The following is a 16,826-nucleotide window of genomic DNA, read 5'->3' as shown; positions in this document are numbered from 1 at the left end:
AGTGAACATCATTTTCTCAACTCAACACAGCTCAATCTTCATCTCTAATCCCATCTTGATTAAGATCCACTGGAGGTAAATTGTCATCTGGGATAATTGGCGTTTGCTCGTAGTTCTTTTCTCTTGTGATTTTTTTATTGAAAAGCTTGTCAATCAATTCACTCAACGTATCAAAGTCAACAGAATAAGACATTCCTAATCCTTGCTCAAAAATTTGGTCTTCCCCAATAAATTGAATATCGGCTTGGCGGTTAAAGAAATTCATACGTAAAGTCCCGTCTTCATTGATAAGCCATTGAACTTCAATATCACCCGCGATAGCCGTTTCGCTTACACCACCAACGGGTACTCCCACTTTACCATTAATGAGTATGCGCTCGTTAATTTGCGTTTGTAACGTGATACCCACTCTATCGGAAGTTTCGGCATTGGGCAGTCTACTTCCTTGTGAGTAATCTAAACCTACGCTAAACTTTCCGTCCTCGTCAGCAAAAAGTTGATTTACAAGCCCGCTCACTCTGTCTGCGAGCGTTCCCGTGAATGCGTTTGTTCCTTGAAATTCGTCATTTACGAATGAGCCCGTTGCAATGACAAACAGCGCTTGCTTTTGTCTATCTTCTTCATTCTGTAATTTAAATTCCAATTCACTCAATACGGTTGCACCCGTTCTTGGGAATTCAATTCTGAAATTTAAATTGGGTTGGATAATTTCGCCAGTGAGGTCAATAATCACATCAACGGGAATGTTTCGGTTGAATGTTGGATTGTCTAATAATACTGATGGATTTGCATCTGTACTATACTTTGCACTAATATCAAGTCTCGCACGTTCTGGAAGGCCGTCCCAATTAATATTTCCGCCGGGAACAACGGCTATTTTCTTTTGAATAATGCCACTATATCGAAAGTCATATAATCCTTCAATCACGGTAAATTCTCCCCACATGTTAAATTTCCCTTTAGTGTCCAAACGAATTAAAAGCGTACCCGCTCCCCTACCTTTTAAGGTGGAATTATTAACTTTATCCACCACAACTTCTACTTCGGCTTTGTCGTTGATGTCGAGGTCAAAATTAATGGAAAGTCCTTTTACTTCTTCGGTAATAATTTTTTCTCCGCTAATGCGCGCTTGTTTTTCTTCGGGAGATAAAAATTTTATAAAACTATCATCTCCAATGGATTGGGTGTCGCTTAATGGTATTTTAAACGTGGTTCCTCTTTCGGTAGTAGCAAAAACATCGATAGCAAGCTCATCAATTGGGCCTGCAATAACTGCACTTCCGCTAATAAATGCGGTACCGTAATATAATTCATCTTCGTCTGGCGGTGTGTCCAACACAAGTAAACGTTCGGGTGCCTCGATATTGAGTTCTAATGCCCAGTTACTAAAATTATCGTGTGTTGCATTTCCGAAGAATACCCCCTCTGTTTTATATTTCGTGTCAGTAATATTTGTGCGGGCAATTTCGAGTTTATTTTTAGTCAAAACCACTTGTGTGCTATTGTCCAAATCAAAATCTGTATTTAAATAAGGCACAAGCAATCCTGCATCTCGAAGATTCAAACGTCCAGAAATATTGGGTTCTTTATAATTACCGTCCACTTTTGCAGATCCTGAGGCAAGCCCTCGAATATTACTCACCACATCTGCTCCAAAAGGACTGAATGCCTGCATGTTAAAGTCGTTTAAACGAATGTCCAAATCTATCTGCGGATTTTTCTTAGCCACATCAATACTACCCACAGCATTAATGGATTTTACGTCATTATTGACCAGCGAAGTATTGATATTGTAACGGGTGAGATTTTCATTTCCTGCAACTTCCAGCGTGAGGTCACCAAATTCAATATCATTGATGTCAATTTTATCAATGGTAATATCTGCATTAGGATAATATGCCCCATTTTCCTGCAAGAAATCGAGTGAGCCATTCATCGTACCTTTGAGTCGCAAACTGTCCACGGGCGGTACTAGATTGCCAATATTTACATTTGTAAATCGTGCTTTGAGGTTTTTATACGTAGAATCGCGCAAACGACCTCCCAAAGAAATACGTTCTTCGTCATGATTGAGCATGAGACTATCAATTTGAACCTGCTTAAAATTGTCGTCAAACGTAACTTTATTTAAATTGTCGTTATCCTCATTAACAAACCATCGATTGCCTTTATAGTCAATACTGCTCTTTTTTACCCCAACAACAGACTTACCGGCCGGATTAATGGTGTGATATAAAGAGAGATCAAAAATGTCCTCTTTTGCTTTGCCTCCTTTAAATTCTGAACGGATATAAAGTGTGTCGTTTAGCGTTTTATTTATTAAGCTGAAATCTATTGCATTATAAAAACCAGTATAGATTGAATCTATAGAAACATAAGTATTAAAAAGAGGATTGTCGTTATCAACCTGAACATTCATTTTTTGAAAATAGTAATCAAAAATGATAATTTCAGGCGATTTAAAGTCTAATTTAAATTTAGATTGATCTGAAGAGACAGAACCTTTTATCCTTGAATTTTCGCCCAGCTGCAATTGCGGGACAAAGACTTCCACTATTTTATTATATACGGTAAATTCATAATTTATATATTGATCAGTCGTTACCTCCTGCGGAATATAATTGGCGTAAATACTACCAATTCCATTGACAAAAAGATTAGGAATATCCTCAAGTAAAAACTGCCCCGAAATCTTACCATTTACAATATCTGGCGAATTAACTTCGATGATACGTTCCTCATTATTAAAGGAAGAAGTTATTTTAAAGTCGTCAAAATAAAAATCATCAGCCTCACTTTGATAAAAAGTCTCTTTAAAATTAACCGTTCCCACCACATTATCAATGGTGGTTCCGTCCATATTCATTATCACTTTTCCCGCAAAGACCGAAATGCTATCTCTTTTAAAAAGATTTAATTTATTAAGCTCCGCATAGGTAACATCTGCCTCAAAATCATATTGATTAAACTCTTTTGAAACATCTACCAGCCCTTTAAACTCCACCTTTAAATTAGGGTCATTAATAACTAAATCTCCATTAAATAATGGATTCTTCAATTTCCCGGAAACCGAAATATTTTGATATTGATACCCTTCAAATTCAAACGAACTTATCGTTCCATCAATAGAAGTATCAACCGATTCTTGTGTAAAACCGCGACCGTCAAAATTTACGTTTGCAGTAATTTTTCCCAATGAGATTGTTCCCGCAAGTTTACCCATGTTAAACTTGTCAAGCACCAATTTACCTTTGTAATCTGCTCTGTTGGTTTCGCTATAATTATTGATAAGCAATTTGGCTTTAGCATAACCAATATCGCTAGTAAATACTCCATCTGTATCAAGTTTGATGCTGTTAATTTTAGTATTTCCATTGTAATTAAATACTCCCAAGTCCTTTAACTGTTCTGGAAGTACTGGGCCAAGAATATTAGGTAAAAATCTTCTTAAATCGTAATAACTCGTGTTTACTTTATGATTTTGCATTTCAATGTTAAAAGCATCACTTCCTTTTAATAAATCCTTAAAATAAAAAGCACCAGAAAGTCTCGTACTTCCTGTGCTTAACTCAGCATCTGTGTATGAAAAATCATTGAGCGTACCATTTATTTTTCCTTGGAAATCTATTATCTGATTTTTACCGAATTCGTCATAAAAAGACATTAAATCATTCGTCGCAATCACCGAAGGTTCAAAATCTCCATTTAAGATTACGTTGTTTTCAAAATCATCAAAACCATTCTCATAACCCATGGAAACTGTTCCAACCAACTTTGTATCACCAGTTTCCAGAACTAAATCTCTGAGCGTCATTTTTGTCAGTCCATAAGTAAAATCTGTTTTCAAATTTTTAATTTTGAAGCCTCGCGCAGCAGTAAGAGAAAGCGATTCAATGTTTGCAAAAACTTCGGGGCCTACCACCTTAAAATCAGAAGCCTCCAAGTTTAAATTTGATAAACTAAAAACATCAGGATTGGATAGATTTTCATTAATAATTTTTACCTGACTGTCTGTAATCGTAACATCATTACTGAAAAGCTCAAAAACAGAGGTGTTTTCAATAGAACCGTCATTAAATTTTTGAGCGAAAATGCTTAGGTTGTCACTTTCTTCACCTTTATAGTTTTTAACGTAGAATTTAGCTTTAGTGAGATTAATATTTCCGAAGCCCAAATCACCAGAAATCAAATTACGGAAGCTTATAATATTTGTTTGTAATTGCTCCGTGAAAATTAGGGTATCTTGATGATGGTCTGCAATATAAATATCTCGTGCATCCACCTCGCCGCGCCAATTTAAACCTAGTCTATCTACATGAATATCAGTGCCGTATGTTTCGTTCAGACCATCTGTTACCTTTGTTGCAATTCGCGTTTGAACAGCGGGAATAGATAAAATAATAACCACAAGCAAAAGCAGTAATGCGATGATTACAAAGGTTCGGACTATTATTTTTCTTAATTTTTTGATACGCTTTTAAAGTTATAATTTTACAACCAATAAATATGCCTTAAACAAAATGAATAGCGAAAACAAATACATATTAGGTATTGAATCTTCTTGCGATGATACTGCGGCGGCTGTTATTCACAACGGCTTAATATTGAGCAATGTTGTTGCTACTCAAAAAATACATGAGGAGTACGGCGGTGTTGTCCCCGAACTCGCTTCTAGAGCGCACCAACAAAACATTGTGCCTGTTGTTGATTTAGCTTTAAAAAAGGCAAATATCGACAAAAAACAACTAAGCGCAATAGCATTTACAAGGGGTCCCGGATTGATGGGTTCGTTGCTCGTTGGCACCTCATTTGCAAAGTCTTTGGCCTATGGATTGGACATTCCTTTGATTGATGTTAATCACATGCAAGCACATATTTTAGCACATTTTATAAAGGCTGAAGGACAAGAGATTCCCAACTTTCCATTTTTAGCATTGACCATTAGTGGCGGCCATACTCAAATTGTAAAAGTGACCAGCCATTTTGAAATGGAAGTCATTGGCGAAACTATCGATGATGCCATTGGCGAAGCATTTGATAAGAGCGCTAAAATTTTAGGGCTTACCTACCCTGGCGGTCCTTTGGTTGATACATATGCGCAGCAAGGAGACCCAAAACGCTTCAAATTTCCGAAGCCAAAAGTTGGGCCTATGGATTTTAGTTTTAGTGGTTTGAAAACTTCGGTGTTGTACTTTGTAGAAAAGCAGACCGCTGAAAATCCAAATTTTATAGCCGAAAATATGGCAGATATTTGTGCCAGCTTACAATTTACTATTGTGGACTATGTGATTGATAAATTAAAAAATGCTGTAAAACATACGGGTATTAAAGAGATTGCCATTGGCGGTGGTGTTTCGGCGAATAGTGGGATTCGTAAAGCACTAAAAGAAGGAGAAAAAAAATATGGCTGGAAAACGCACATTCCAAGATTTGAATTTTGTACAGATAATGCCGCTATGATTGCAATCGTGGGCGAATTAAAATTAAAAGCAGGACTCATTGCAGACACTAATGTGGTTGCAGCAGCTCGATTAAAACTTTAAAGTATTTAAAATGCAACTTTTTTACAATCCTTCATTGACGCCAGCTAGCACGCAAGTCCTTTTTGAAAAAGAAGAAAGCCGGCACATAATTAAAGTATTGCGCAAAAAAGTGGGTGACGTTCTTGACTTGACAGATGGCTGTGGAAATTTCTACAAAGCAACCCTTGAGAGTTCAAACCCCAAACAGTGCATTGCTCATATTGACTCTGTTGAAAAACAACCAAAACCAGCCTACAATTTACATTTAGCCGTTGCCCCAACTAAATTAAATGACCGCTATGAATGGTTTTTAGAAAAAGCCACCGAAATAGGAATTACTCAAATCACACCTATCATCTGCGACCACAGCGAGAGAAAAATCATTAAACCCGAACGATATCAAAAAATAATTCAAAGTGCGGCAAAGCAATCGTTGAAAGCGTATTTTCCAATTTTAAACGAAGCAATTTCTTTCAAAGAATTTATAACGATTTCTTCGGAAACCGAAACGAGTTGTTTTATTGCCCATTGTGAAGATTCAAAAAAACAATCATTGAAATCTCAATTAAAATTTCAGAAGGACATTATAATCCTAATAGGTCCCGAAGGTGATTTTTCAACGCAAGAAATTGACAATGCTCTTGCCAATAATTTTACTCCCGTTAGTCTAGGAGAAAATCGATTAAGAACAGAGACGGCAGCAATTGTAGCAAGTCATAGTGTTGCTTTTCACTTTGAAAACCATTAACCAAAATACTTAAAAAGTTAATTTTCAGACCTTTTGAGGGATTTTAGTTAAAGTTTATCTAAAAGATTAATCGGCGTAAGAATTTTCCTTGCAAATTACCTACCTTTCACGATATAATAATTAAAAACACATATTTTGGATTTACTTTTAGAAAAAAAGAAAATCTCCTCACAATCAAAGAAGTTAAATACGAGAATCTCCACTCCACAATTAACTCCTTTTGGCATTAGCCATATCAATAAATTGATTAATGACATTCAAACTGATATTGAAGTTGTTAGTTTTGAGCAATCACTTAAAGAAGATTGGATGAAATTTACGCACATGTCGGCGACGTTAATGAATAGAAAATCTTTTCTATAATTAAGATTGCTTATCCTATTCATTTGTTATTTTTGAGTATTATGACGATACTTAGAAAATCATTATTATTTATATTCCTATTTCCAGCTATTTTATTTAGTCAGGATATTGCCGTATTGCAATATGGCGGTGGTGGTGACTGGTATAGCAATCCTACTGCGTTGCCTAACTTGGTCGCCTTTTGTAATTCACAAATTGACACAACTTTAGATGATAAAACTAAAACAGTTACTCCTGGAAGTATTGATATTTTTGACTATCCCTTACTACATATGACAGGTCACGGTAATGTTTTCTTTTCGCAAGAGGAGGCCGAAAATCTTAGAGACTATTTAATGAGTGGCGGTTTTTTGCATATTGATGACAACTATGGAATGGACCAATATTTACGAAAAGAAATTGTTAAGCTATTCCCCAATCAGGATTTAAAAGAACTTCCTGGCAACCACCCAATTTTTTCGTATCATTTTAAATTTCCGGACGGACTCCCTAAAATTCATGAACACGAAAATTCTCGTCCACAGGCATTCGGGATTGAAATAGATGGAAGACTCGTTTTACTTTATACTTTTGAAAGTGACCTTGGTGATGGATGGGAAAATCCAGAAGTACATAATGACCCTGAGGCTGTAAGGCTAAAAGCTTTGAGAATGGGTGCAAATATAGTTAAATACGCTTTTGAAAATTAGACTTCTTAGTTAGTGGCAACGCAATTATCTCACGACGAAACAAACTTCTCCGGCGACGTCCCCAAAATTATTCTGGTTTGTGATAATTTAGAAAGTCCTGCCAACATTGGTGCTCTATTCAGGATTTGTGAAGCTTTAGGTATTATTAAAATACTTTTTTGCGGAAATAAAATTGATTTAAGCTCTTCAAGATTAAAAAGAACAGCAAGAAGCACAGAGAAAATAATCCCATTTGAAGACGATTTAGATATCGTTGATATTTTAAAAACTTTCAGCAAGAACTCTTTTTCAATTATAGCGTTGGAGCTCACCACACAAAGCATTCCTTTAGAAATCTTTAAAGTGGACAAATCAAAAACCACCGTTCTTATTATTGGTAATGAAAAAAAAGGCGTGTCTGAGGAGGTATTAAAGTTTGCCAATACAAATTTACATATTGAGATGCAAGGAAAAAACAGTAGTATGAACGTCGTTCAAGCAACTTCAATTGCACTCTTTTCATTAACAAAACTTTGTTAATTTCGTTTTTACAATTTGCTATATTTACATCGTGAAACCAAAAATAATAGCACTCGGAATAATTAAAGCATTGGCTATCGTAGCAGGTGTGGTTTTACTGTTTTGGATTCTTTACAAAATAAAAGCTATATTTCTTTACATTGGTATTGCCGCTGTAATTTCACTGATAGGAAGACCTGTCATTTTATTTTTAAAAAATAAATTAAAATTTAATAAAACCCTCGCAGCATTCATAACCCTATTAAAGGTCATTGCTGTATTTGCTGGGCTCTTGTGGATATTCGTACCTATCATTGTTGAGGAAAGTCAAAATATTTCTGAAATTGATTTTGAAGGAGTAAAAACAGATTTAAATGAGTTAAATATTCAAGCCAGTGATTATCTGGGGGTTGAACAAATAGACATCATCGAAGCCATAAAAAGAACCGAATATGTACGAAATTTTGATACAGAGTTAGTGCCAAGTTTTATCGATATTTTTTTTGGTAATTTGGGTGGCGCAGTCGTAGGTTTTTTCTCGGTTATGTTTATCTCGTTTTTTCTTTTAAAAGATGAAACTATGGTTGTTCAAACGGTTACTGCTTTTGCAAGAGAAGAAAACGAACTAAGATTTGTCAAAGTTTTTAACAAAACCAAAGAGTTATTATCACGCTATTTTCTTGGTCTCACGTTTCAAATGCTCGTTTTGACTGTTTTTTATTCTGTGCTATTATTGTTTTTTGACATAAAGAATGTTTTAGCAATTGCAATGATTTGTGCGTTTTTAAATGTCGTACCTTATTTAGGTCCAATTATAGGGTACGTTGTAATGATTCTCGTAATTACTTCAAATAATCTAGGAGCAGATTTTTCATCACAACTGCTTCCTCAATTGGTATACTTGAGCATTGGGTATGCCATTGTGCAATTATTCGATAATTTAATTACACAGCCCGTAATATTTGGAAAGAGCGTACGTTCACATCCGCTAGAAATCTTTTTATCCATTTTAATTGGTGGATTTATATTTGGAGTCGTAGGTATGATACTCGCCGTTCCCACATACACAGTGATTAAAGTGGTTTCAAAAGAGTTCTTTTCAGAATATAAAATCGTAAAAAGACTTACACAAAATCTGTAAAAATTGAACAACCCTTTACTTAATAAAGAGGTACAAAAATTCATTTTCAATTTTGAAGGTGACACAACAAAATTAGCTTTTAGCGGTAGTCCTTTTTCTGAAATTTCAACACAACAATTAATTACTCAGATTGAAAGTAGAAAGAAAGCCGAAAAAAAACTCCCTATTTGGCATTCAACCGAAGGTATCCTCTACCCTCCCAAAATTAACCTTGAACAAACTTCTTCACAATCAACTGCGAAGTACAAAGCTTCTTTAATAAGTGGGACCTCAATAGCCGATTTTACCGGCGGCTTCGGAATCGATTGTTTTTTCTTTTCTGAAATTTTTAAAACCGTTACCCATTTCGAAATAAATGAACCTCTTTCTCAGATTGTAGCACACAATTTTAAAAAGCTCCGTATAACAAATATTGAATGCATTACTGGAGATGCCTTCGATAACATTGAAAACCGAAATTTTGATTTTATCTATATTGACCCCTCTCGACGAAATGAAACTAAAGGAAAAGTTTTTTTCTTAAAAGATTGTTTGCCCAACGTTCCTGAAAATTTAAATGTGTTATTCAACCACACTGAAACGATTTTGATAAAAACATCACCAATGCTGGATATTTCGGTAGGGCTATCTGAGCTTCATTTTGTAAAGGAAATACATATAGTTTCGGTTGAAAACGAGGTAAAGGAATTGTTGTGGTTGCTTCAAAAAAATAATTCTGAAACTCTTAAAATTCAAACCATAAATATTTCGACTAAAGGTGATGAAGTCTTCTCATTTTTATGGGACAGCAAAAGGGAAAATGATTACTCATTTCCGAAGAAATACCTCTACGAACCCAATGCCGCTATCATGAAAAGTGGTGCTTTTGATTTATTACCCGAATTTTTCAATGTTGAAAAATTGGAAAAGCACACCCATCTTTACACAAGTGAAACCTTGCAAAAATTTCCTGGGCGTAGCTTTAAAATTGAACGTATTGTCAACTACAATAAAAAAGACATGCGTAATGGTATCACTTTTGATAAAGCAAACATAACCACGCGCAACTTTCCAGAAAGTGTTGCTACGCTTAGGAAAAAGTGGAAATTGAAAGATGGTGGCAATCACTATCTATTCTTTACTACGGTTGCCGAAGGTCAAAAAATAATGTTAATTTGCACAAAAATAAACGCATGAAAATTTTAGTACAAGTCCTCTTTTTCTCTTTCTTCTCCATTGTTACGGCACAGTCCCCAACAACAGATTGCAATTATAAGATAAATGTTGACACTGAAGAGGAAATTTTCAAACTCACGCAACAATCCCTTGCCGAATTTATGGTGGGAAAAGGACAAACAGTGTTTATGTATTTCTCGTTAATGAAGCAAGGAAATATTAAATCTGTTGTTTTACACACTTCATTAAATGCTCTTGAAATGCCACCAATGATTTGTTATAATGATAAAAGTAGAATAACATTTCAATTAGAAAATGGTGATTTTGTACCTGCTCCTTTTCTAGGCGAAGAAACCTGCGGAAGACAAACAAAGGGTGAAGAATCATTAAATAATATGACAAGCGAAGGCGCTTTCTATATTGATGAAATGAGCATTGAACGCTTATCAAAATCTCCATTAAAATCAATGCGACTCACAACGATGAATACCAATTTTGATGTTCAATTCAAGGAAGTTATTAGCAATAGAGAAATTGTTGAACCAATTTATCCACGTGAATTTTTTATAGAGAACTTGGGTTGTATTGAGTAATTATTAATCTGTCTAAGTTTCTTGGGAAAATAAGATCAATTTTCATTTACGAAATAGACTAACCTAATTATATCAAAAAACATTTATCTTTGGATTCTTGATTAAACTCTTTTCCATATCATTTTCTCTAATTATCCTAATGCAAAGCTTTGGGATAAGTTTTAATGATATAGCTCAGATTGATAATTTTTTTGAACACGCAACAATTCACAACGAAAAATACGGGGATTCAATTATTGTTTTTATATCTAAACATTATGGAGAACTAAAAGCTGATCATCAAAAAGAACATCAAGAAGAGCATGAAGATCACGAGCATCTTCCTTTTAGTCATAGTAATTGTTCACATGTTTCCTCCATTCCAGCATTTGTATTAACTACAAATAAACACGAATTGAAAATCCCTGAATTTTCAGAATTTAGATTACATAATTTCTTTTATCAAGAACCTTCTTCATCTCTTCACGAAGAAGGGCTACTGCAGCCACCAAGACTTTCATAAAATATTCTAATCATTTCTTGTTCTCATTTTTTTCTAAACGGGAACTATTAACGTTTATTATTTTATGAAAAATGCTATCACATATTATCAATTTTAGTTTAAAAAACAAAATCATTGTTTTTTTATTCACTGCCGCCATTATAGGATTTGGGCTCTATTCCTTAACGCAAATCCCCATAGGTGCGGTGCCAGATGTTACCAACAATCAGGTTCAAGTTATTACAACTTCCAACAACCTTTCCACCCAAGATATAGAGCAATTTATTACTTATCCCGTAGAATTGGAAATGGCAAATTTACCGGGTGTTAAAGAAATTCGTTCTATTTCAAAATTTGGTCTCTCCGTGGTCACCATTGTATTTGATGATGACATGGGGACTTTCTTACCCCGCCAACTTATTGCTGAGAAAATAAAGTCGGCATCAGACAAAATTCCAGAAGGGTTTGGTACCCCAGAAATGGGACCCATCACTACAGGACTTGGAGAAATTTATCAATATATTCTTGACGTAACTCCAGAGTATAAAGACAAATACACCGCTCAAGATTTGCGCACCATCCAAGATTGGGTGGTAAAAAGACAACTCTCGGGAATTCCCGGCGTGGTCGAAGTTAATACATGGGGAGGATTTTTAAAGCAGTATGAAGTCGCAATAAATACCGAAAAGTTAAATGCGATGAACATCACGGCTAATGATATATTTACCGCTTTAGAAATGAATAATAGCATTTCGGGCGGAGGTTATATTGAAAAAGTCAACCAAGCATTTTTCATTCGTGGTGAGGGATTAATTTCTTCGTTTGATGATATTAACAACATTGTCATAAAAAACGACAATAATTTTCCTATTTATATTAAAGATATAGCTACGGTAGGCTTCGGAAATGCAATTCGTTTTGGAGCTATTACCGGAAATGGAGAAGGTGAAAAAGTATTAGGACAAGTAATGATGCTAAAAGATGCCAACTCCAAAAAGGTCATTGAAGCAGTAAAAGAACGTGTTGAACTCATTTCAAAATCATTACCCAAAGGTGTTTATATCAACGCCTTCCTTGACCGAAGTGATTTGATAGCAAAAACAACCTTCACAGTTTCAGAAAATCTAATTCTTGGATGCTTGATTGTTATTTTTGTAGTGGTGCTGCTTTTAGGGAATTTTAGATCAGGACTGGTTGTAGCTTCGGTTATTCCTCTATGTTTATTGTTTGCATTGTCACTCATGTACATTTTTGGCGTGGATGCAAACTTGATGAGTCTAGGTGCTATTGATTTTGGGATTATTATTGACGGAGCAGTCATAATTGTTGAGTTTATTGCATTTCAGATTACACAAAAAGCAACTCAAATTAATGCAGTTGCAAAAAAAGAAAGACAATCTATAAAAGACCAAATTACCTCCGCAGGAGCGTCAAAAATGATGAACTCTGCTATTTTTGGGCAACTTATTATATTAATCGTTTTTATCCCTATCCTTTCTCTGTCGGGTGTGGAAGGAAAAATGTTTAAACCCATGGCTTTGACATTCAGCTTTGCGCTAATTGGAGCGATGATTTTGTGTTTTACGTATGTGCCCGTTGCGGCTTCTTTATTCTTGAAACCAACAAAACCTTCAGATAAGAATATTTCGGTGCGAATTATGAAATTTGTTAATAGAATATACGCACCAATAATTCACTGGGCATTACTCAGCAAACGCCTTGTATTGATTATCGCTGGAGTATTATTGGCGATTTCAGTCTATTTATATGCAAATATGGGTGGAGAATTTGTACCCACGCTGGACGAAGGAGATTTCGTTATTCAACCCGTTCTCAAAACGGGAACATCGTTGAGCAATACAGTAGTAATTACTACGGAAATAGAAAAAATATTATTGAAAAATTTCCCCGAAGTTAAACAGGTAGTCACACGTATTGGTGCTGCTGAAGTACCTACTGATCCTATGTCAATGGAAGAAAGTGATGTAATCATTGTATTAAAACCTAAAAGTGAATGGACGTCAGCAAGTTCAAAAGATGAGCTTGCCGATAAATTTAAAGAGGCGCTTTCCATAATTCCAGGAATGGAAGTGGAATTCACACAACCTATTGAAATGCGTTTCAATGAATTAATTACTGGAGTTCGGGCAGATATCGCTATAAAAATCTTTGGTGATGACTTGGACGTTTTAGCAAAAAAAGGAAATGAAATTGGTGAATTGATTGAAAACGTTGATGGAGCAGCTGATATTTCCGTAGAAAAAATTTCAGGATTACCTGAAATGAATGTAAAATTTAATAGAGCGAAAATTGCCCGCTACGGTTTGAATATTCAAGACGTAAACGATATGGTGGAAATGGGATTTTCAGGAAGAAATACCGGAAGCGTTTTTGAAGGAGAAAAACGGTTTGACTTGGTCGTGAGGCTAGATAAGCAAAAAAGGCAAAATATTGATGACCTAAAAAACCTCTATATCGATTTACCAAATGGTGGTAAAGTTCCGTTGAGCGAATTGGCTGAAATAAGCTATAAAAAAGGTGCTGCAAAGATATCGAGAGATGATACTCGACGCAGGATTGTCGTGGGTATCAATGTACGGAACAGGGATTTACAATCGGTTGTAGATGATGTCCAACAACTTATCAATGAAAATATAAAGTTACCAGTGGGATATACCATTACGTATGGCGGGCAGTTTGAAAACCTCCAAAGCGCTAAATCGAGATTACTTATTGCAGTTCCCATCGCTTTGATTCTCATTTTTATTTTGCTTTATTTCGCGTTCAAATCTGTAAAAGAAGCTATAATAATATATTCAGCGATACCCCTTGCCGCAGTTGGTGGAGTTTTGTTATTATGGATACGTGATTTGCCTTTTAGTATTTCGGCCGGTGTGGGATTTATTGCATTGTTTGGAATAGCCGTTTTAAACGGGATTGTATTAATCGAACATTTTAAAGAACTTAAAAGTGATGGTCAATTTAATGACATAAACGAGCTAATTAAACAAGGAACAAGAGATAGACTGCGTGCTGTACTACTCACTGCAACGGCGGCGGCTCTTGGCTTTTTACCTATGGCAATTTCCACAAATGCTGGTGCAGAAGTCCAGCGTCCACTTGCCACCGTTGTTATTGGTGGTTTGATTACCGCTACCCTATTGACCCTAATTGTTCTTCCGGTTTTATATTCATATTTTAATAGTTCTAAAAAGGAAAAAACAAATCCTACAAAAAAGAACATTGCGGGATTGAGCGTACTTCTCTTTTTAGTTTCAATGAGTGCAACATCTCAAGAAAACCCTTTAAACCTTGATGCTTTGATTCCTTTGGCCATTGAAAACAATGCAGGACTTAAAGGGCATCGATTGGAGGTGGAACAGTCAAATGCACTTGTAAATAGTGCTTTTAGTTTTGATAAAACTCAAATTTATTACGAGTTTGATGAAAATAATTTAGCTACAAACAACCAACCGCTTAAGGTTTTTGGAATTCAACAAGATTTTAAATTTCCGACGGTCTATTTTTCTGAAAAGAGAATGAATCAAGCTAACCTAGCATTGAGTTCAAGTTCTTTTGAAATTCAGAAAAAAGCAATCGCCCGAAAAGTAACAGCTGCGTATTATGCTTATCAAATTTCAGAAGAAAAGCAACGTGTTTTAAAAAAATTGGATAGTTTATATTCAAATTTTGCAAGCATCGCAGCAAGACGATTTGAGTTAGGTGCAACCAATTATTTAGAAAAAATAACAGCCGCTTCAAAACAGAAACAAGTTCACATTAAATATCAAGAAGCGCAACAAAACCTTAAGCTCGCTTATGCTGGGATTGAAAAGGTAATCCAACCGAATGATAGCCTTCGCATTGCAAAAGAACCTATTTTAAAAGTCACACTCGACAATTTAAATGTCTCAAATAGTGCTGAAATAAGCTATTATCAAAACAGGATAGCACTACTACAAGCGCGGCGCAGTTATGAAAAGCAACAATTGTTGCCAGATATAAGCCTCAATTATTTTCAAGGTACAAACGAGGGGCTCAATGCAAATTTATATGGATATCAAGTGGGATTGAAAATTCCTTTATTGTTTGGAGGGCAAACCTCAAAAATTAAAGCCGCTGGTATTGCTCAAGAAATAGCAACCGAAGAATCAAAAGAATACGAAATCCAATTAAATGCGAAATACAATGCATTAAACGTTCAATTAAATCAAGTCAATAAAGCGCTTTCCTATTACGAAGAGGAAGGGACTTCATTATCAGATGAAATTTTAAAAACAGCCAATGGAAGTTTTAAAAACGGAGAAATAGATTTTTATCAATACATACAGAGCATTGAGAGTGCCTACGAGGTTAAACTAGAGTACCTTAACAAAATAAATGAATACAATACGATTGTAATTGAAATCAATTACTTAACCCTTTAAACTAAGCATTATGCAACGCATTATATATAACATAGTAATTTTAAGTGTGATTTTAACATTTTATAATTGTGGAGAAAAAACAGAAAATCACGAAAACCATGAGCACACCGAAAATGAAGTAATAAACGATGACAGAATTTTTGTTTCAAAAGCACAATTTGAACAAGGCGAAATGACCCTAGGTAGTATTGAGGAAATACCATTCCCCATTACCATAAAAACAAACGGAATGATAGATGTCCCACCAGAAAATAGAGCCGTGGTAAATGCTACTATGGGTGGATATATTAAAACAACACCTTTGCTTGTAGGCGACCGCGTTAAAAAAGGGCAATCTCTTTTAACTATTGAAAATCCAGATTTTGTAACACTTCAGCAGGACTACATGGAAGTAAACGAGCAACTCACATATTTAAAATCGGAATTTGACAGACAACAAATAATGGTTTCAGAAAATATAACTTCACAAAAAAGTTTTCTACAAGCTGAGAGTGCTTATAAATCTGCCAGAGCACGCCATAGCGGATTAAAAAAACAACTACAAATGCTTAACATTTCGCCTTCAAGAGTTGAAGCGGGTAACATCAGTTCGGTAGTTACAATCTATGCGCCCATTGATGGGAGTATTACCAAGGTAAATGTATCAAGAGGAACCTATGTTTCGCCCGCAACTGCCATCTTAGAGATTATAGATAATCATCACTTACATCTAGAATTATCGGTTTTTGAAAAGGATATTATGAATCTAAAAAAGGGTCAAAAAATTAATTTTAAAATCCCAGAGGCCTCTTCAAAAACCTACACCGCCGAAGTTCACTTAATAGGAACTGCCATTGAAAATAATAGAACAATAAAGGTTCACGGTCACATAGATGATGAAAAGCAAGCAAATTTTATTACAGGAATGTTTGTAGAAGCTGCTATTATTACCGATTCCGCTTCCGCGAAAACGTTACCCGAAACAGCCATAGCGAGCATTGACAACGAAAATTACGTTTTATTGCTCAATGAAAAAACTGAAACCGGTTACTACTTTGAACAAATAGAAGTCAAAACTAATACTGAAATGAATAATTATATCGAAATATTAAATACTGAAATTTTCAAACCTAATGCTATATTTTTAACAAGAGGAACTTTCAACATGGTGGGAGAATCAAGTGGACACGAACACTAATTTTCTTTGTAAATAAATTCTATGTAGAAACA

At 35.2% G+C, this 16,826-nt stretch carries 12 protein-coding genes; 11 read left to right on the top strand and 1 reads right to left on the bottom strand.

The window, feature by feature from the left end; genetic code table 11:
- Positions 1–31: 31 nt before the first annotated feature.
- The gene (locus ACSHW7_RS06015) at positions 32–4,408 is read right to left on the bottom strand and encodes a translocation/assembly module TamB domain-containing protein (RefSeq protein WP_435678429.1); all 4,377 of its coding nucleotides are present in this window, start codon (positions 4,406–4,408) and stop codon (positions 32–34) included.
- A gap of 112 nt (positions 4,409–4,520) precedes the next feature.
- Between ACSHW7_RS06015 and tsaD the strand changes: the two genes are divergently transcribed.
- The 11 genes from tsaD to ACSHW7_RS05960 all read left to right on the top strand — a co-directional run bounded on the left by tsaD (position 4,521) and on the right by ACSHW7_RS05960 (position 16,794).
- Positions 4,521–5,543 (top strand): tRNA (adenosine(37)-N6)-threonylcarbamoyltransferase complex transferase subunit TsaD, encoded by a 1,023-nt coding sequence (gene tsaD, locus ACSHW7_RS06010; RefSeq protein ID WP_435678428.1) that lies wholly within the window; start codon positions 4,521–4,523, stop codon positions 5,541–5,543.
- 10 nt (positions 5,544–5,553) lie between these two features.
- A complete protein-coding gene (locus ACSHW7_RS06005) occupies positions 5,554–6,270 on the top strand; it encodes a 16S rRNA (uracil(1498)-N(3))-methyltransferase (protein ID WP_435678427.1) in 717 nt (238 codons plus the stop codon).
- Between the two features lie 135 nt (positions 6,271–6,405).
- Complete coding sequence (locus ACSHW7_RS06000; protein WP_435678426.1) at positions 6,406–6,633, top strand: hypothetical protein; 228 nt, start codon at positions 6,406–6,408, stop codon at positions 6,631–6,633.
- A gap of 41 nt (positions 6,634–6,674) precedes the next feature.
- The gene (locus tag ACSHW7_RS05995; RefSeq protein WP_435678425.1) at positions 6,675–7,322 is read left to right on the top strand and encodes a DUF4159 domain-containing protein; all 648 of its coding nucleotides are present in this window, start codon (positions 6,675–6,677) and stop codon (positions 7,320–7,322) included.
- A gap of 12 nt (positions 7,323–7,334) precedes the next feature.
- Positions 7,335–7,841 carry a TrmH family RNA methyltransferase gene (locus ACSHW7_RS05990; protein WP_435678424.1) on the top strand — a complete coding sequence of 169 codons (507 nt, stop codon included), beginning with the start codon at positions 7,335–7,337 and terminating at the stop codon, positions 7,839–7,841.
- A gap of 31 nt (positions 7,842–7,872) precedes the next feature.
- The gene (locus ACSHW7_RS05985; RefSeq protein ID WP_435678423.1) at positions 7,873–8,961 is read left to right on the top strand and encodes an AI-2E family transporter; all 1,089 of its coding nucleotides are present in this window, start codon (positions 7,873–7,875) and stop codon (positions 8,959–8,961) included.
- A 3-nt stretch (positions 8,962–8,964) separates the two neighbouring features.
- Positions 8,965–10,137 carry a THUMP-like domain-containing protein gene (locus ACSHW7_RS05980; protein WP_435678422.1) on the top strand — a complete coding sequence of 391 codons (1,173 nt, stop codon included), beginning with the start codon at positions 8,965–8,967 and terminating at the stop codon, positions 10,135–10,137.
- Positions 10,134–10,709 (top strand): hypothetical protein, encoded by a 576-nt coding sequence (locus tag ACSHW7_RS05975; protein WP_435678421.1) that lies wholly within the window; start codon positions 10,134–10,136, stop codon positions 10,707–10,709. Before ACSHW7_RS05980 ends, ACSHW7_RS05975 begins: the two co-directional genes overlap by 4 nt.
- Before the next feature lie 139 nt (positions 10,710–10,848).
- Entirely contained in the window at positions 10,849–11,211 is a 363-nt protein-coding gene (locus ACSHW7_RS05970; protein ID WP_435678420.1) for a hypothetical protein, read from the top strand.
- Positions 11,212–11,282: 71 nt separating this feature from the next.
- Positions 11,283–15,617: a CusA/CzcA family heavy metal efflux RND transporter gene (locus ACSHW7_RS05965; RefSeq protein ID WP_435678419.1), complete on the top strand. Its 4,335-nt coding sequence runs from the start codon at positions 11,283–11,285 to the stop codon at positions 15,615–15,617.
- A 10-nt stretch (positions 15,618–15,627) separates the two neighbouring features.
- Complete coding sequence (locus ACSHW7_RS05960) at positions 15,628–16,794, top strand: efflux RND transporter periplasmic adaptor subunit (RefSeq protein ID WP_435678418.1); 1,167 nt, start codon at positions 15,628–15,630, stop codon at positions 16,792–16,794.
- Positions 16,795–16,826: the final 32 nt, after the last annotated feature.

The organism is Patiriisocius sp., from assembly GCF_051252435.1.
Lineage (GTDB): Bacteria > Bacteroidota > Bacteroidia > Flavobacteriales > Flavobacteriaceae > Patiriisocius.
The sequence above is the reverse complement of the archived record's forward strand: the minus strand, read 5'-3'. Positions and strand labels throughout refer to the sequence as shown.